Source organism: Janthinobacterium sp. C22, from assembly GCF_057919405.1.
Genome location: NZ_CP193659.1, coordinates 3,604,304 through 3,621,491, shown reverse-complemented (window position 1 = coordinate 3,621,491; position 17,188 = coordinate 3,604,304). Strand labels below are relative to the sequence as shown.

Below are 17,188 nucleotides of genomic sequence, written 5' to 3'. Positions count from 1 at the left end.
TCATAACATCCAATAAGAAGGAGCCCCCGTGTCAAGAATCATGCCCGCTTTATTACCCGCTTTCGCCCTGGCCCTGTCGGCCATGGCTGCGTCGAACCTGGGCGCCGCGCCCGTCAAACCGGCCGCCGCCAGCACCGCCGCCGCCGGCAAGGCCGATCTGCTGCCATTCAAGGCGACGGAAAAAACCCTGGCGAATGGCTTGAAGATCATCATCGTGCCGACGGGATTTCCCAACCTGGTCTCCTTGCAGATTCCCGTGCAGACGGGCTCGCGCAATGAAGTCGAGCCGGGCAAGTCCGGCTTCGCCCACTTCTTCGAGCACATGATGTTCCGCGGCACCAAGGCCTATCCGCCCGAGAAATACCAGGAAGTCATCACCCGCGCCGGCGCGCGCCAGAACGCCTACACGAGCGACGACCTGACCAATTACCACACGACGTTCGCGAAGCAGGACCTGGAAACCGTGCTGAAGGTGGAGGCGGACCGCTTCCAGCACCTCGACTATGCGGAAGACGCGTTCAAGACGGAATCGCGCGCCGTGCTGGGCGAATACAACAAGAACAGCGCCAATCCCGTGTCGAAACTGTTCGAAGTGATGCGCGACAGCGCCTACACGACGCATACCTACAAGCACACGACGATGGGCTTCATCCAGGACATCGAAGACATGCCGAACCAGTACGCGTATTCGAAGCTGTTCTTCGACCGCTGGTACCGTCCCGAGCGCACCACCATCATCATCGCCGGCGACGTGGAACCACAGCAAGCCATCGCGCTGGTGGAAAAGTACTGGAGCGGCTGGCAGCGCGGCAAGCAGCAGGCGGCCGTGCCCGTCGAACCCGCGCCGCGCGGCCCCGTCTACAAGCACGTGGCCTGGCCCACGCCGACCCTGCCGTGGGTAGCCGTCGGTTTCCACGCGCCCGCGTTTTCCGTGAAGGACAAGGACCAGGCCGCCCTGGCGACCCTGCTGTCGCTGTCCTTCGGCCGCACCTCGCCCCTGTATAAACGCCTGGTGCAGAATGAACAGAAGGTCGACCAGTTGTTCGAGATGACGCCGGACCGCGTCGATCCGACCCTGGCCGTACTGGGCGCGCGCGTGAAAAACATCGATGACGCCGTCTACGTGCGCGACGCCATCCTGGCGACCGTGGCGCGGCTGCGCGACACGCCGGTGAGCGAAAAAGACCTGGCGGACGCCAAGTCGGCGGAAAAATACGGCTTGATCCGCTCGCTCGACAACACGGAGCAGATCGCCGGCACCCTGGCCTCGTTCGCGCATTTCGACCGTTCCTACGCCACCATCAACCAGTACTACCGCCTGATCGACACGCTCACGCCGGCCGACCTGCAGGCGGCCGCGCGCAAATACCTGACGGACGACGGCCTGGTGGTGACGACCCTGTCGCACCAGCCGATGGCGGCCGCCATCGCCGCCACACCAAAGCTGGCCAGCCTGCTGCCGGCAGCGTCAAATGCAAAATTCGACGTGCTGGTGCAAAAGTCGGCGTTGCCGCAAATCCGCTACAAGCTGCTGTTTACAGCCGGTTCCGCGCAAGACCCGCAGGGCAAGGAAGGCCTGGCCGCGCTGACGGCCGCCATGGTGGCGTCGGGCGGCTCGTCCGAGCGCAAGATCGACGAAGTCAACCAGGCCCTGTTCCCGCTGGCCGGCAGCTTTTCCCAGCAGACGGACAAGGAAATGACGACGTTTACGGGCTCCATCCACAAGGATAACTGGACCCAGTTCAACGCCATCGCCCTGCCCCTGCTGCTCTCGCCCGGCTTCCGCGAAGACGACTTCCGCCGCTTGAAGGATGCGCAAAAAAATGCACTGCTGCTGGACCTGAAGGACAATAACGAAGAGGAATTCGCCAAGGAACGCCTGCAAACCAATGTGTATGCGGGCACGCCATATGGCCATCCCGTACTGGGCACGGTGGCCGGCATCGACGCCATCACCCTGGACGACGTGAAACAGTTCTGGAAAAGCGCGTACGCGCAAGGCGCCGTCAAGGTGGGCATTTCCGGCGACGTGTCCGACGCCATGACGGCGTCGCTGACGCAAGCGCTGGCAAGCTTGCCGGCCGGCCCCGGCTTGCCCGCCACCGTGAAACCGGCGGGCCGCAAGGCGCAGGGCCTGGAAGTGGAAATCATCGAGAAGAACACGCGCGCCACGGCCATCTCGTTCGGCCTGCCTTTGGAGGTGACGCGCACGCATCCGGACTTCCCCGCCCTGTGGCTGGCGAAGACATGGCTGGGCGAGCACCGCGCCTCGAATTCCTACCTGTACCAGCGCATCCGTGAAATCCGCGGCATGAACTATGGCGATTACGCGTACATTGAAGCCTTCCCGCGCGGCATGTATCAGTTCTTCCCGAACCCGAACCTGGGCCGCAAGGCGCAGCTGTTCGAGATCTGGATCCGCCCCGTGGCGCCGGACAACGCCCACTTCGCCCTGCGCGTGGCCCTGACGGAATTGGGCAAGCTCATCGACAACGGCCTGACGCAGGACGATTTCGCCACCACGCGCGACTACCTGATGAAGAACGTCTTCGTCATGACGTCGACGCAGGACCAGCAACTCGGTTACGCGCTCGATTCGCAATGGTATGGCACGCCCGAGTTCACCAAGCTGATGCGTGATGGCTTGTCGAAATTGACGGTACAAGACGTCAACCGCGCCATCAAGCAGCATCTGTCGGCGAAGAACCTGTCCGTGGTGATCGTCGCCAAGGATGCGGCCGGCCTGAAGGAAAAGCTCGTCAGCGACGCGTTTTCTCCCATCAAGTACGACGGCACCAAGCCGCAGGCCCTGCTCGATGAAGACAAGGTCATCGGCGCGATGAAGCTGAACCTCCAGCCGGCGGCCGTCACCGTGACGCCGGCGGCGCAGGCGTTCGCCCAGTAAGTGGGTGCCAGAGCAATCTCGTCCGATGCAGAAGGTCGGACGAGGTTGACCTGGCATTCGGCGCGGCCAAACGCGCCTTCAGGCCGCCAATCCCGGCCTTGGTCGGAAAGTGGCATCTTGGCAATCTGGTTATCCGCATACTGTTTTCCACTCTTCCCGAGTGAAAAACATGACAAGGACAACCATGAACCTGCGCCTTTCCCCTCTTTACGCCAACTGCCTCCTCGCCGCTGCCGCGCTGCCCGCCACCCTGTACGCCCAGGCGCCGGCCCTCGCCGGACAGTGGCAATTCGGGACGGCGACGGGCACGACCACGACGAATGGCGTCGAGGCCGACCTGATCGACACGGGCATACTCGACATTACCGAAGAGCAAGGCGGCATGCGTGCGACGATCGCGTGGCTCGATGAACGGGGCCAGCTCACCTCCCCACGCACGGTGCACGGGACAAAGGCCCCGCCGGCACCGTTTTCCGGCATGGCGGCAAGCGCGTCAGCACGGGGCGCAACGGCAAGGAGGTCAGCACCGAGGTGACGATACGCTGGACCTTGCAAGCGAAAGGCGACGTGCTGAGCGGCGAACGCCTGGTCGAAACCGATGAGAACGAGCCCAAGCCTGTAAACGGCACGCGGCTCAGGGAACGCTATGTGCCAGCGGCTTTGCCCGCCGCGCCAGCGGTAGCGGCGGCAGGCGGCGCCGCTCGCGGCCCATCCACGCCGGCCGAGCGCATGCGCGTGGTGCGGATGGCGAAAGAGGCGCAGGGCGCCCCGCTGGCCGTGCAACAGCGCGACGGCGCCTGGCTGGGCGCATGGGTCGATGCCATTCCCGACCTCGCGTTCGACGCCGGCATGCCCGATGACTGGCTGAGCACCGCCCCCGCGCCGGCCACGCGGGCGGCGCTGCGCTTCCAGTACCTGGCCAGCGTGATGGCCTTCCAGATCAGCCACCCGGAGCAGGCCCGGCAGCAAGGGGAGCGCGACCTGGCGGGCATGCAGGGCGTGCTGCGCGCCTACGAATCGCTGCTGCGCCAGGATAAGCTGAACCGTGCCGCCAAGCTGGATGCGGCGCTGGCGGCGCGCCGGCAAGGCACATTGCCCGCCTTCCTGGGCACGTTGTCCGGCAGGGATGCGCGCATCGAAGCCGCGCCAGCGCGCTCCGGCGACGCCACGGCGCGCAAGATCGTGGCGCTGGGCACCAGCGAGCCGCGCGCGATGGACTGGCTCGACATCCTGAGCAACCGCTTCGGCGGCCGCATGGCCGGCAGCGATGCCTACACGCATGCGGCGCAATGGGCACGCATGCAATTGCGGCAATGGGGCGTGCAGGCCGAACTGGAAGAGGCGGGCCAGATGTCAGCAGGCTTCAACCGCGGTCCCTGGTCGGGCAGGATGCTGGCGCCCCGGGAGCTGCCCTTACGCATGGCGACGCCCGCCTACTCGGCCGGCACGCGTGGCGTGCAGCAGGGCCTGGCAATCGTGGGGCCGGCTACCTTGGAAGAGGCACAGCAGCGCGCCGCGCAGTTCGAGGAAAATGGGTGCTGATCGGGGGCGAAAACAGCGGCGGCGGGCGCGATGGCAGCGCCATCCACAAGCCCAGGGCCATCACCAGAGTGCTGATGCAGGCCGGCGCCCTGGGCACCCTCCAGTCCGGCGAGGAACCCCTGTACGCCGCCAGCGCGGCGCCCGCCACCTGGGCGTCGCTGCCGACCTTGCCCGACATCAAGCTGGCCGCGCCACAGTACGCGGACATCCGCCAGCGCCTGGCGCACGGCGAGGCCGTCACCCTGGAGTTTGATATCCGCAACTGGTTCTACCCGGGTCCGGTGACGTATCACAACGTCGTCGCCCGCATTCCTGGCTCGGAAAAATCCGGGGAAATCGTGCTGATCGGCGCCCACCTCGACAGCTACGATAGCGGCACGGGTGCGGCAGACAATGGCGGCGGCGTGGCGACCATGCTGGAAGCGATGCGCCTGCTGGCGCTGTCCGAAGCGAAGCCGCGCCGCACCATCATGCTGGTGGCCTTCGGCGCGGAGGAAATCGGCCGCAAGGGTTCATTCGCATTCGCCGAACGGCATGCGGGCGAAATGAAAAACATCGTCATGATGCTCAACCGCGACGGCCGCCCCGGCGCCATCGACGGCATCGCCGTTCCCACGGCCTGGCAACCCGTGTTTGGCCGCGTGGAACGGGCCCTGCAAGACGTCCACCCCGTGTTCGGCTTCGCCGCGACCATCAACGATGTGCCGCGCGACGCCAGCAAGGCGATGAATGCGCGGACAGGCAGCGATGATGCCGTCTTCAGCCTGCATGGCGTGCCGACGCCGAAATTTAGCGTGCTCGGCGATTTCGACTACGGCCGCGTGCATCACACGGTACAGGACACGTATGAGAACGTGCTGCCTTTCGGTGCGGCGCAGCAATATTCGGCCATCGCCATCGCCCTGACCGCCTACGAGGTGGCGAATGCGCCGGAGGAACTGAGCCGGAACGGCTACTATCGCGCCGCCCAAGCGGCACAATAGACGTCCGTGCCCGCGTCACTCGAAGGGATTGGCCACCGACGTCACCTCGGGCGGCGGCAACTGGTCCGGCAACTCCTGCTTTTCCAGCTGGGCCACCACGTCGGTCAGCAGTTTTTGCAGCTGCCTGGCCAGCGCCAGGCCCGGCTTGTCCAGGGTCAGGTCGATGTCGCCGCTGAGGCTGATGCGGTCGACCCGGTTTTCGATGGTCAGGCTGCCGATTTCCAGCACATCGCTTTCATTGGCATACGGGACGAATTTCTTTGCGCACATGGCATTTCCTTTTTGACGGTCTTGTTATTTCTTGGACTTGCTTTTCACCTTGGGCAAACTCAGCATGCGCAGCTTCTGCTGGCGCGTCAGCGACGGTAACAGATCGATGCCTATCCTGTCTTCCAGTTGCGCAATGCTCAGCACTTCATACGTCTTGGTGTCGACGTTTTCAATGAAGTAGGCGGCGCCGGCACGCTGGCGCGGGCTGTACACGGCCTTGTACAGATGGCTGGGCACGATGACTCTTCCCACCTTGCGCAGGTTGCCGCCGATGAACGCCGGTCCCGTGATCACGTACAGGTCGCCCTCCTTCTTCGCCATCTTGCGCACGGCGCCCTCGATGCCGGCCCACACATAGCGGTTGTTGCGCGCGTCTTGCGGCACCATATTGGCCAGGGTAAAGCTGTCGCGCTGGCTCTGGCGGTCCGGCATGTCGCCGTTGGGCGCCATGTGGCCACGGTCGAAGCCGCTGCGCGCATAATCGGCCAGTTCCGCGCGCTGGGCGGCGGGCAGCTTGCGTTCGGCATGAAAGGAGTTTTCGCGCGACAAATCCTGCGCCGCTTCCAGGTTGTTCGCCGTCAAGTGCTCGGCCGACCACAGCGGCGTGCGTGTGATACCCGAGTGCATCACGCCAAACACGTTATAGCACAGCTCTTTGGTCGCCACGTCCAGCTTTGGGTTGGTGATTTCCGGCTTGCGGCCGTCGACGTAGTGGGCGGGACAGGCATCGGCATGCGCCAGGTTCGCGGCAAAGGCGGAAGCCAGCACGCCGCACGCCAGGGTCAGCCTGGCGATCGATCGTTGAATCATATTTCCCTTTGAAATCTTTGCAGGCCAGCATTCTAGCGGACGCGGGCTCCCGCCACAAACCTGGCGTGCGCGCCTGTGCGGGGCGGCAAATTGGCGTGCAGGCGGGCGTGCAGGCGGCCCTGCGCAAAGCCGGCGCAAATAAAGGCCAACAGGCCGCGCACAGCCATTCATATCTGCTAAGATTGCCTTGATTCGTTCGCATCGACCATTCAAGATTTGGAGAGCATATGATCAAAAAACCCTGCTGCTGATCGTTGTCGTCGTCGCCGTCATCCTCGGCTATGCCACCACCAAGCCCGACACCTTCAGTGTCCAGCGCGAAATCACCATCAAGGCCCCGCCCGAGAAAATCGCCGCCCTGATCACGGACTTCCATTACTGGGCCGCCTGGTCGCCGTGGGAAAAGCTCGATCCCGCCATGCGCCGCACGTTTACGGGGCCGGCCAATGGCCTAGGTGCCCAATATGCGTGGCAAGGCAATGACAAGGTGGGCGCCGGGCGCATGGAAATCACGGAAGCGGCCCAGCCCGAGCGCACCGTCATCAAGCTGGACTTCCTCAAGCCGTTTGAGAGCCACAACACCACCACGTTTACCATGGCGCCCGAGGGCGACGGCACCAAGGTGAACTGGACCATGACGGGCCCCAGCCCTTACGTCAGCAAGGTCATGACCGTCTTCGTCAGCATGGACAGGATGATCGGCAAGGATTTTGAAAAAGGCTTGAACAACCTGAAGGCGGCGGCGGAACGCTAAGCCCACCCACCGCCAGCGGACACAGGGCCCGCGCGGCCCTGTTGTATTTGGCACGCCCCCTTGCGGGTACCGTCAGAACTGCTCGATCCAGGCCGCCAGGTGGTCCGGCGTGAGCGCCGGCTCGGCCTGCACCACCTTGCCCTGCAAGCCCAGTTCCGTCTTGCTCAGCTGCAAGGACCAGCCGCGCCGCGCCAGCCACAGCAAGCTGGCCAGCCAGAACGAGTGGATGGCCGAGACGGGCATGGTGGTCGGCGTTTCCAGGAATTCCGTCAGCAGGCGGCCATCGAGGAACAGCGCCGTGCCGCCCTGGTTTTGCAGTGCCGCGCCAAACACGGGCAGCAGCATGTCGATGGCCTGCTCCACGCCGCGCCCCGGATGCTCGCGCTCGAGCGTGTCGAGCTGCTGGCGCACGGCGGCGGCAAAGGCCGTGCCGCGGAAGGCTTCCGAACTGACCAGATCGGCATAATCCATCAGCAGCCAGTCCGGCTCGGGCGGCGTGACGCCGGCCGTCAGGGCCGCCGACAGATACGCTTCCACGGGCAGCTGCTGTTCCGGACCAGCCAGGCTGGCGCACAGCGCATACAGGGTGCCGATGCGGTTGGCGACGGCTTGCCGCTGGCGCACCATCAGCTTTTCACGCAGCAACTGCGCGTGTTCGTTGCGCAAGCGCGCCAGTTCCAGCGCCTGCTTGAGCTCCATGCGCAGCGCCGCGATATCCCACGGCTTCTGGATGTAGCGGTGGATCTGCCCCTGGTTGACGGCTTCCACCGTGTGCTCCAGCTCGGAATACGCGGTGGTCAGGATGCGCACGATGTGCGGATGGCGGTCCCAGCAATACGACAGCAGCTCGTTGCCGTAGGCACCAGGCATGCGCTGGTCCGACACCAGCACGGCGATGCGGTCGGCTTGCTCGTCGAGGATGCGCTTGCCTTCCTCGACCGAGGTGGCCGTCAGCACCTCGGCCAGCGGCGCGATGGCGCGCTGGAAGTATTTGAGGGCGTTGGCCTCGTCATCGACGTAGAGTATCGTCGGCAAGCCTTGCGCCGGCTCACGCTGAGCCGGTAAACGCAGATTGGCGTCAATCATGCTCGTTCCTTATATGTACTGGAAAATTCAGGGTGACCGTGGTGGAACTGCCAAATTCGGTGGCGATATCGAGGTTGCCGCCGAACGACTGCATCATGCGGTGGCAAAACACCATGCCCCAGCCCTTGCCTTCGCCGCCGCTGCTGCTCAAGGGGTCGATCAACAGCTGTTCGACGATCTCGGGGGCGATGCCGGCGCCATTGTCGCGCACCGTGATGCGGCCCGCATCGATGCGGATGCCGATCGCCGGATGGGCTTGCTCACCGGCCGAACGCAAGGCATTCGCCAGCACGGAAGATAAAATCAGCGCGACGCAATTGGGCGACTCGGCAATGGAGAAATCGTCGCCCACCTCGACCGCGATGGCGGCGCGCTGGGCCGTGCTCAAGGGATAGCTGTCGAGCAAGGCGTCCAGCAGCTGGCGCGCGCTGCCGGCGCGGCGTCCACCCTGCATGCCCAGCCCGCTGCTGGCCAGGCGCACCGTGTCGACAAAGCTGGCCAGCACCGACAGGCAATAGCGCGCATTGTCGTGCATCAAGGCGGCCGCCTCGCCGATCTCCGCTTGCGGCGTGGAATCCGCCTGTGCGCGCCGGGCGATGCCGCGCGCAAAATTGGCGATGGCCGCCAGCGGCATGTTCAATTCATGCGCGAGGAAGGCCAGCGATTCCTCCATCGCCACCAGGCCCTGACGGCGCACGGCCCGCTCGCGTCCCGTCTGCACGGCCAGCTGCAGCGCCGTTTGCATGGCGGCCAGATCGAGCGGCTTTTCCAGCAGGCGGAACAAGGTGCCGCCGTTGATCAGCTCCAGCAGCACGTCCTTGTCCGCATACGCGGTGACGAGCATGCAGACGATGTGCGGATAGCGCTGCGCCACTTCCTGCAGCAATTCGCTGCCCAGGCGGTCCGGCATGCGGTAATCGGTGACGAGCACGTCGATGAGGCCGGTCTCGTCTTCCAGCAAGGCCAGCGCCGCATCGACGCTGGGCGCCGTCAGCACGCGGTAGCGCTGGCCGACGGCGCGCTCGAAATACTTGCAGGCGAGCGCTTCGTCGTCCACGTACAGCACGCTGGCGCGGCTATCGTTGTCCATGCTAGCGGCCCTCCCAGTCGGAACGCTGCAAGTCGAAATTCATGCTGGCCCATTCGCCGAGCACGCTTTCGGCGCTCAGGGTGCCGCCGTGGCGCTCGATCACGCCATAGCTGATGCTCAGGCCCAGGCCCAGGCCCTGCCCCACTTCGCGCGTGGTAAAGAACGGCTCGAACACGCGCGCCAGGTTTTCCGGAGCGATGCCGGGGCCGTTGTCGCGCACGCTGATGCGCAGGCGGTTGTCGTCCCAGTGGGCCGTGACGCGGATCTCGAACGGCGGCGCATTGCCCTTGCGCATGGACAGCACGGCATTGCCCAGCAAGTTGATCAGCACGCCCACGATGGCCGCCTCGTCGCCGCGCACCAGGGTGTCGACCGGCAAATCGTGGCTGATGCTGACGTTCTTCGTTTCATGCCCCACGAGGCGGATGGCGGCCTCGAGCGCGCTGCGGAACTGGAAGTGCCCCGTTTCCAGCTGGTTGCCGCTCTTGCGGTAGGCGAAGGTTTTCAAGTCCGAGACGATGTGCTGCACGCGCAGCATGCCCTGCTTGGCGTCGGCCAGGCATTCGCTGACCAGCGCGCTTTGCTTGGCGGCCGGGTCTTCGATGGCCACCTCGATGGCCATCATGCAGAAATTCACGGGGTTATTCACTTCATGCAACATCCCGGCGGCCAGGGTGCCGATGGCGGCCATCTTCTCTTGCTGCAGCATCTGCCCCTTGATATCGGCCAGGCTTTTATTCGTTTCTTCCAGCTGCGTGTTCTTTTGCGCCACTTCCGCCTTCAGCTGGAACAGCATGAAGCGGGCGCGTTCATTGAAATAGGTAAACACGGCGCTGATGCTGGCCGACATGATAAGGAATAAACAGTTGACGACAAACGTGCTTGGCAAGTCGAAGCCGCCCGCATGCCAGGCGCAGGCAGCCACGTACAGCAGGCAGGAAATGGCGCCAAAGACCATATTTTGCCACAGGCCGAAGGCCAGCACGATGCCCGACGAATAAATGGCCAGGGTCATGCCCACATAATAGATCGAGGTGGCGCCTTCCGTGACGGCGATCATCCAGGCAATCATGATTTGCGGCAGGATCAGCCAGACAAAGGTCAGCCCCTGGATGCGGTCTTGCGCCCAGCGCGTGCGCATGGCCAGCACGACGCAAAAGATCAGCACGGACACGAGGATGCGCGCGCTGGTAAACGCCGACTGCTTGTCCGGGTACAGGGCCGAATCGAGGCCCATGCCCAGCAGGATCAGCACGATGCCCGTGTAGGCCCCGCCGCGGCTGAATTCCAGGCGGAAGTCGCGCAAAACGGCCGTGTAGCCGGCATGCAAGCCTGGGGTATCCATCATCAAGGAATGCTCACTTCCGCAAATACATTCACGCCCGTGGCGTCGACATAGATCAGCGGATCCGTCGCATGCTCGGGCAGCAGGGCCGACAGGCCCGCTTCATCGCGATAGATCAAATGCCACTCCAGCAAATGCTCCATGCCGAACTTGCCCGGATTATCCGCGTGCACATTCGTCACCAGCAGGCGCCCGCCCGGCCCCACGCGCGACGCGAAGTGCAGCAGCAGGCGCGCGCACACCTTGTCGGACAAATAATCGAACAGGCCGGCGCAATACACGGCATCGAAACTGCCGGGCAAGCCCGTGGCGCCGGAGCCGTGGCGGCGCTTGAGCAGGTTGTGCACGGAGTCATGCACATAATCGATCTCCACCACGCGCCCCGTGCGCTGCATGATGGTGGTCAGGCGCGCGCGCGTCCAGTCCAGGGTTTCGCTGCTGAAGTCGACCAGTTCGAAGGCCAGCCATTGCGCATCGGGACACGTTTCCAGGAAACGCTGCACCTCGATGGCCGGGCCGCAGCCCACGTTGAGCACTTTATACACGCGCCCGGCGGCGCGCGCCGCGGCCGCCTTCTGCGCCAAAAATTCCGTCAGGATATCGATGCGGTTGCGGTGCGCCGTCGCCACGGCCGCCTGCAGGAAGGCGGCGTTGACGATCTGAAAATACGTGCTCGGGCCCTGGCGCGGATCGTCCAGCAGCTGGTTGACCATCTGGTAGTCGCCCGCATAACCGAGCGGCTTGGTAAACGTGCGGAAGACGAAGGGCGCGCGCAGGATCAGCGGATGCAGCGCCGCCTGGGCGAACGCGCGGTGGGCCGGCGCCCGCTCCTCTTCGACCAGCGAAGCCTCGGTCTCGAGCTGGCGCAGGTACAGCTGGGTTTGCTCCATCAGGGGCAAGGCCAGCTCGTCGAAGATATCGGGGCGCAGGCGGCCGTTTTCCTTCGGCAGCGAATCGGACAGGTCGACCTGCTCGACCCAGCGCGCCACTTCCGACAGGAAGGCGCGCATTTCGTTGACGACGATCTGGTAATCGCGACGGATGCGGAAGCGCTCGCCCCAGCCGGCGACAAAGGCGCTCGACTCCTTCAACACGGCGCCCTTGACCACGACCACGTCGCTCAGCTCGCGCCACTCGTCGATCAGGGTCACGGAAACGATGGCGGTCAGGCCCGTGTTGACGCTGCTGATGACGACGGCCTTGCCCACGTAGGCGTTCTTCGCCCCCATGCGCACCGTCACGTCATTGAGCACCTCGCTGACCTGCACAATCGAGTATGGATTGTAGATTTCCATGACCAGCGAATTGCGCTGCAAGTTGAAAATCGTGCCGCGCACCGCCTCACCCTGGGTGTTGCGGAAACTGACGACTGGATCGATCTGCGATTGTGAATACACGATTGAGCATTATCAAGTTGCCCGGTTTCCGGCGCACCACACTGGTGACGCCAGCTTCCAGGCTGGGTTAAGGCACGGCACACCGGTCGTCTGCCGCCGGCCCGCCATCGCGATGGCGCCGTGCCGGAGCGCCTCAAAGCGCGTCTGTTCGCTCTCTGATCGAGTGTACTATGGATGTAGCAGAACGGGCAATTGTTCCCGCAGGAACGACTGTCCGTGGCGCAGGCGCGCAACGCCGGCGTTCATCCCGCCACGAACAGGGCCAGCGCGTGACGCAATAGTTGCGGCGTTTGCCCCGTCCAGCGTTTGAACGAGCGGCGGAAGTTGGTGGCATCATGAAAGCCGAGGTAGGCGGCCACGGCATCGTTGTCGTAGCCATGCGCCTGGAACAGGTAGATCGCCTTGTGCGCGCGCACCTGGTCCAGCTCGGCCTGGAAATGCGTGCCATGGCGCGCCAGATGGCGTTTCAGGGTGGCGGGACTGACGCCGAATTCCTGTGCCGTGCGTTCCAGGGTCGGCGCGCAGCGGATGTTCGCCAGCAGGTAGTCATACAGCGCACCGAGCAGGCTGGCTGCCGGCACGGGCGCCAGGGCCGCCGCGCGCAAGGCCAGCGCGGCCGCCGTGGCATTGCCGCGCGGCCAGGGCTTGTCGAGCCAGCTGGAATCGATGAGCATGGCGTCCACCTGGCAATCGAAACGCAGGGCCTGGCCCAGGTGCACTTCATGCTGCTCCACGTGACGGGGCCGGGCGCGGTTGAAACAGAAGCGCCACGGCAAGGACGCTCCCGCCAGCCAGCGGCACATGGCCGCCAGCGCCGTCATGTGCATTTCCACCAGAAACGGAAGCTGGCTGGGCGCGCCGAACGCATCGACCCAGTACAGCACGTGCATGTCGCCCGCCACACGCAGCCGGGGCTGCAGCAGCGGACACAGCAAGGTATGGAAGTCGCACAGGATGGTCAAGGCCTGGCGCAGATTCTGCGCCTGCAGCAAGGCGTGGCTGGCCGCGCCGTAATGGCCGGGCAGCATTTGCTGGCCCAGCATGAAGCTGGTGTCGGCACTGTCGAGGCCGCGCGCCACGTTGGCCAGCAACTGCAGGTATTGCGCGGCGCTGACCTGGCTTTCCGCGGACGGCAGCGCGCCGCCGTCCAGGCCCGTACCCTTGAGCAAGGGCGCCGTGGCCAGGTCGCGGCTGCGCGCATAATCGAGCACCAGCGCCGGCTGGTGATGGGCCGCGATGCTGGGGTCGCCCTGCTGGTTCAGCGGCATCAGGCGGGCGCGGCGCTGGCGGAACGCGGCTGCGGCGTTTCCACCGCCCGGCTCAGCTCGGCCAGCACCACTTCCGGCACGCCTTCGGTGAGCGAACACGCATGCCGCAGGCTCAGGCGGATTTCGCGGTTGTCGTTGGCATGGTGGCGCATCTGCCCCACCATGGCGCACAGGTGGCGCGCCTTGACGGCCGCATCCTCGCGCGACACGCCCGGCATCAGCACGGCGAAGCGGTCGCCCGCATAGCGGCACAGCAAGTCGTCATTGCGCAAGTTCAACAACAGCATGTGGCCCACGGCTTGCAGCACGCGGTCGCCTTCGCGGTGGCCATATTCGCGGTTAATCAGGTGAAAGCTGTCGATGTCGAGCAAGACCAGCGCGCAATCGAGGCCGGGGCGGCGTTCCTGCTCCAGGCGCATCTGCGTGCGCAGGTAGCTGGCGTCGGCCAGCTGCGTGATGCGGTCGAAGGCGCGGTGGTCGCGGAACAGGCGTTCGCGCTTTTGCAGGTGTTCGTTCAGGCGGAACTGTTCCAGGCGCCAGTAATACATGCCGATCGTCAGCACCAGCATGCCAAACGGAATCAAGGCTTCCAGCCAGTTGTCCCACACGGCGCTCTTGTCGACGGCAAAGAATTCGTCCAGGCAATCGGCCCAGGAACCCAGCATGATGGCGCACAGGCCGCCGGCGATCAGGCTCGTCACCCGCCCCCGTGGACGGCTGCTGAGGGTAAACAAAAACCAGATGCCCGCCATGACGGCCGTGCCGCCTTCGCAGACGATATCCATCCACTTCCAGATGGCAAACGGTTTAACATGGCCCAGTGTGGCGTACAGGAATAAAAACAGGGGCAATGCCAGCGCGGCGGCAATCAGACTGTTACGGTGCAACGGCAGCATGTGGGGAACCTTTAAAAGTGGTGCTGTCGCCACGATAGCGCCCGCCCATGACGGCACGATGACATGCCCCGCGCCCGTGCGGCAGGTGCAAACGGCTCAACATCAGCAGCGCGGCGCAGGCAAATGCGGCAAGCCATTGCCCATGCGCCCCGCGCCGGCAGGTCAATTCAGCTCACCCCGGTTCATTTCCGGTTGGAAAGCGTTCACCCGCCGTTGTTTTCAGGGTGGCAAGCCCTTGCCTGTCACGCAACCGTCATATTTGCTGCCTAGAATCCGCCCGGTTCCTTCCTCCCTAACCGAGCTCTTCATGAAAACCATGCACCCTTCCTTCCCCTCCCCGCTGCGCCTGACGGCCGTGGCCCTGGCCGTCATGGCTGTCTTCAGCGGCGCCAGCCAGGCACAAGCACAGGACGACGGCCAGCCGGCCGCCACCGTGGTCGTCAGCGGCCAGCGCGCCAGCCTGCGCAACGCCATCGCCGCGCAAGAGAAAGCCGACAACATCATCAGCGTCATCAGCAGCGACGATATCGGCGGCTTGCCCGATAAAAACGCGGCCGAGGCACTGGCCCGCTTGCCGGGCGTGTCCGTGCAGCGCGACCAGGGCGAAGGCCGCTACATCACGGTGCGCGGCCTGGGCCCGGACCTGAACGCGGTCACCATCAACGGCGCGCTGGTGCCGTCGCCGGAAGCGGGCCGCCGCGCCGTGGCACTCGATATCCTGCCTGCCGGCCTGATCCGCACGCTGGAAGTCTCGAAAACCTTGCTGCCGGAAATGGACGCCAACTCGCTGGGCGCCACGGTCGAGGTAAAATCGCTGTCCGCCTTCGACTTGCCGGGCAAGCTGCTGTCGGCCAACGTGGCCGCCAGCCATGATGAAAAGACGGGCAAGACCAGCCCCAGCGGCGGCGCCCTGTGGGCCCAGCGCTTCCTCGACGGCAAACTGGGCGTGGCCGCCGGCCTGAGCGCGGAAAAGCGCTCGTTCGGCTCCGATGACGTGGAAACGGGCGGCGCCTGGAGCAAGGGTAAATTGTCAGGCCTGGAATTGCGCGACTACCTGCCCGTGCGCAAGCGCGGCGCCCTGGCCGTCAACCTCGATTACCGTCCCGAAGCGGGCAACAGCTGGTTCTTGCGCTCTTTTGTGAGCGAATTTTCCGACGATGAAGTGCGCGACCGCCTGACCATCAGCAATATCGCGGGCGGCAGCCTGGCCGAAGGCCAGACGGCCAGTGCGCGCGCCGAACGCCGCATCCGCCAGCGCAAGTACACGCAGCAAGTGCGCTCGCTCGTGCTGGGCACGCAGCAGAAATCAGGCGACTGGACCCTGGACGTGAAAGGCGGCCTGAGCCGCGCCACGGAAGACACGCCGGAATCCTTGAACGACGGCCGTTTCCGCGGCGTCAGCAACTTTAACGGCATCAGCTTCAACGGCACCGAGCAACCATTGTTGAGCGGCCCCGCCTCGCTGTACGATCCGGCCAGCTATGCTCTGAACGCCATCACCCTGCAAAAGCGCTATTCGAAGGACAATGAACACCACGCGCGCATCGACCTAGCGCGCAAGTTCGACATCGCCACCCTGAAATTCGGCGCGAAAGTCAGCCGCCGCGAAAAAAGCAATGACACGGATCAATGGGCGTATAACAGCAGCAAGGCTTCCAGCGGCAATTACTGGGGCGCCGGCTCCACCTCGATGAGCAACTTCGTGCAGGGCCACAAGCTCGACTACGACCTGGGCAACATCGGCGTGGCGCTGGACCCGGCCCTGATACGCGCCAGGGTCGCCGGACTGGACCGCGACAAGGCGCGCCTGGCCACGGAATCCATCATCAACGATTACCGCATGCATGAAGACATCAACGCCATGTATGTGCAGAACAGCTATGATTTCGACGCCTGGCACATCCTGGGCGGCGTGCGCGCCGAACGCACCAGTTTCGAGGCCGCCGGTTCGCAAGTGGACAGCGCCGGCGTCGCCACGCCTTTGACGCGCGAACGTTCGTACACCAATTGGCTGCCAAACCTGCAAGCCCGTTATGACGTCGATCAAAAGACCAGCGTGCGGGCCGCCTGGACGCAAGCCGTGGTGCGCGCCAACTTCAGCCAGCTGGCGCCCGGCATCAGCCTGGCCAGCAACACGGAAGCCGTGATCGGCAATCCGGACTTGAAACCCTTGAAGGCCAACAACCTCGACCTCGGTATCGAGCGCGTGCTGGGCAACGACGGCGTGATGTCGGCCTACGGCTTCTACAAGGACATCAAGAATTTCACGTACACGACCAACCTGGCCGGCACGGGAGCTTGGACGGGCTACACGACGGCCACCTCGTATGCGAACGGCGACGCGGCGAAAGTCAAAGGCATCGAACTGGCTTACATGCAGCCGTTGCGCATGCTGCCGGCGCCCTTCAACAAGTTCCTTGTGGGCGTCAACGGCACCCTGAGCACCTCGCGCGCGCAAATCGGCCGCTACGACAAGGCGAGCAAGCAGCAGATGAACCGCGACATCCGCCTGCCCGGCCAGTCGAATCAGGTGATGAACCTGATGCTGGGCTATGAAACGGGGCCCGTCAGCGCCCGCCTGGCCCTCAACTACAAGTCGCCTTACCTGCTGGAAATGGGTGGCGACATCCTCGACCAGAGCCAGGACCATATCGTCGCCAGCCAGAAGCAGCTCGATTTCTCGCTGTCGTACCAGATCAGCAAGCAGTTCCAGGTGACGTTCGAGGCGGCCAACCTGAACAACGAGAAATACTATGTTTACCAGGGCACGAAGCAATACAACGTGCAGAACGAACAATACGGCCGCACGTTCAAAGTGAGCCTGAAAGCCAGCGCCTTCTGA

14 protein-coding genes are annotated in these 17,188 nt (G+C 64.4%); 6 read left to right on the top strand and 8 right to left on the bottom strand.

The window, feature by feature from the left end:
* Nucleotides 1-28 precede the first annotated feature (28 nt).
* The 4 genes from ACRHIG_RS16925 (at nucleotide 29) to ACRHIG_RS16910 (ending at nucleotide 5,430) form a co-directional block, all read left to right on the top strand.
* Entirely contained in the window at nucleotides 29-2,905 is a 2,877-nt protein-coding gene (locus ACRHIG_RS16925; protein ID WP_489627188.1) for a M16 family metallopeptidase, read from the top strand.
* A 169-nt stretch (nucleotides 2,906-3,074) separates the two neighbouring features.
* Complete coding sequence (locus tag ACRHIG_RS16920; RefSeq protein WP_489627187.1) at nucleotides 3,075-3,440, top strand: hypothetical protein; 366 nt, start codon at nucleotides 3,075-3,077, stop codon at nucleotides 3,438-3,440.
* A complete protein-coding gene (locus tag ACRHIG_RS16915; RefSeq protein ID WP_489627186.1) occupies nucleotides 3,437-4,447 on the top strand; it encodes a hypothetical protein in 1,011 nt (336 codons plus the stop codon). The genes ACRHIG_RS16920 and ACRHIG_RS16915 overlap by 4 nt, the downstream gene beginning before the upstream one ends.
* Nucleotides 4,441-5,430: a M28 family metallopeptidase gene (locus tag ACRHIG_RS16910; protein WP_489627185.1), complete on the top strand. Its 990-nt coding sequence runs from the start codon at nucleotides 4,441-4,443 to the stop codon at nucleotides 5,428-5,430. Before ACRHIG_RS16915 ends, ACRHIG_RS16910 begins: the two co-directional genes overlap by 7 nt.
* Nucleotides 5,431-5,445: 15 nt before the next feature.
* On the opposite strand, the gene ACRHIG_RS16905 is transcribed toward ACRHIG_RS16910, so the two are convergent.
* Nucleotides 5,446-5,700, bottom strand: a complete 255-nt coding sequence (locus tag ACRHIG_RS16905) for a hypothetical protein (protein WP_475415038.1) — start codon at nucleotides 5,698-5,700, stop codon at nucleotides 5,446-5,448.
* Between the two features lie 24 nt (nucleotides 5,701-5,724).
* The gene (locus tag ACRHIG_RS16900) at nucleotides 5,725-6,510 is read right to left on the bottom strand and encodes a DNA/RNA non-specific endonuclease (RefSeq protein ID WP_475415037.1); all 786 of its coding nucleotides are present in this window, start codon (nucleotides 6,508-6,510) and stop codon (nucleotides 5,725-5,727) included.
* 190 nt (nucleotides 6,511-6,700) lie between these two features.
* On the opposite strand from ACRHIG_RS16900, the gene ACRHIG_RS16895 reads away from it, so the two are divergent.
* Nucleotides 6,701-7,264, top strand: a complete 564-nt coding sequence (locus ACRHIG_RS16895; protein WP_489630821.1) for an SRPBCC family protein — start codon at nucleotides 6,701-6,703, stop codon at nucleotides 7,262-7,264.
* 72 nt (nucleotides 7,265-7,336) lie between these two features.
* On the opposite strand, the gene ACRHIG_RS16890 is transcribed toward ACRHIG_RS16895, so the two are convergent.
* From ACRHIG_RS16890 to ACRHIG_RS16865, 6 genes are all read right to left on the bottom strand, one after another.
* Nucleotides 7,337-8,350: a response regulator gene (locus tag ACRHIG_RS16890; protein WP_475415035.1), complete on the bottom strand. Its 1,014-nt coding sequence runs from the start codon at nucleotides 8,348-8,350 to the stop codon at nucleotides 7,337-7,339.
* Nucleotides 8,343-9,440, bottom strand: a complete 1,098-nt coding sequence (locus ACRHIG_RS16885; RefSeq protein ID WP_489627184.1) for a hybrid sensor histidine kinase/response regulator — start codon at nucleotides 9,438-9,440, stop codon at nucleotides 8,343-8,345. Before ACRHIG_RS16885 ends, ACRHIG_RS16890 begins: the two co-directional genes overlap by 8 nt.
* Nucleotide 9,441: 1 nt before the next feature.
* Complete coding sequence (locus tag ACRHIG_RS16880) at nucleotides 9,442-10,785, bottom strand: sensor histidine kinase (protein WP_475415068.1); 1,344 nt, start codon at nucleotides 10,783-10,785, stop codon at nucleotides 9,442-9,444.
* A 2-nt stretch (nucleotides 10,786-10,787) separates the two neighbouring features.
* Nucleotides 10,788-12,182, bottom strand: coding sequence for a class I SAM-dependent methyltransferase (locus ACRHIG_RS16875; RefSeq protein WP_475415033.1), 1,395 nt, complete (start codon nucleotides 12,180-12,182; stop codon nucleotides 10,788-10,790).
* A gap of 242 nt (nucleotides 12,183-12,424) precedes the next feature.
* Nucleotides 12,425-13,450: an AraC family transcriptional regulator gene (locus tag ACRHIG_RS16870; protein WP_489627183.1), complete on the bottom strand. Its 1,026-nt coding sequence runs from the start codon at nucleotides 13,448-13,450 to the stop codon at nucleotides 12,425-12,427.
* Nucleotides 13,450-14,346, bottom strand: a complete 897-nt coding sequence (locus ACRHIG_RS16865) for a GGDEF domain-containing protein (protein ID WP_489627182.1) — start codon at nucleotides 14,344-14,346, stop codon at nucleotides 13,450-13,452. The genes ACRHIG_RS16870 and ACRHIG_RS16865 overlap by 1 nt, the downstream gene beginning before the upstream one ends.
* A 307-nt stretch (nucleotides 14,347-14,653) precedes the next feature.
* Here ACRHIG_RS16865 and ACRHIG_RS16860 point away from each other — a divergent pair, with 307 nt between their 5' ends.
* A complete protein-coding gene (locus tag ACRHIG_RS16860; RefSeq protein WP_489627181.1) occupies nucleotides 14,654-17,188 on the top strand; it encodes a TonB-dependent receptor in 2,535 nt (844 codons plus the stop codon).

Bases quoted from the DNA above. Each gene is read 5' to 3' on its own strand.
- ACRHIG_RS16920 (WP_489627187.1), top strand. From the start codon at position 3,075: ATGACAAGGACAACCATGAACCTGCGCCTTTCCCCTCTTTACGCCAAC.
- ACRHIG_RS16905 (WP_475415038.1), bottom strand. From the start codon at position 5,700: ATGTGCGCAAAGAAATTCGTCCCGTATGCCAATGAAAGCGATGTGCTG.
- ACRHIG_RS16900 (WP_475415037.1), bottom strand. From the start codon at position 6,510: ATGATTCAACGATCGATCGCCAGGCTGACCCTGGCGTGCGGCGTGCTG.
- ACRHIG_RS16890 (WP_475415035.1), bottom strand. From the start codon at position 8,350: ATGATTGACGCCAATCTGCGTTTACCGGCTCAGCGTGAGCCGGCGCAA.
- ACRHIG_RS16885 (WP_489627184.1), bottom strand. From the start codon at position 9,440: ATGGACAACGATAGCCGCGCCAGCGTGCTGTACGTGGACGACGAAGCG.
- ACRHIG_RS16880 (WP_475415068.1), bottom strand. From the start codon at position 10,785: ATGGATACCCCAGGCTTGCATGCCGGCTACACGGCCGTTTTGCGCGAC.
- ACRHIG_RS16870 (WP_489627183.1), bottom strand. From the start codon at position 13,450: ATGCCGCTGAACCAGCAGGGCGACCCCAGCATCGCGGCCCATCACCAG.
- ACRHIG_RS16865 (WP_489627182.1), bottom strand. From the start codon at position 14,346: ATGCTGCCGTTGCACCGTAACAGTCTGATTGCCGCCGCGCTGGCATTG.
- ACRHIG_RS16860 (WP_489627181.1), top strand. From the start codon at position 14,654: ATGAAAACCATGCACCCTTCCTTCCCCTCCCCGCTGCGCCTGACGGCC.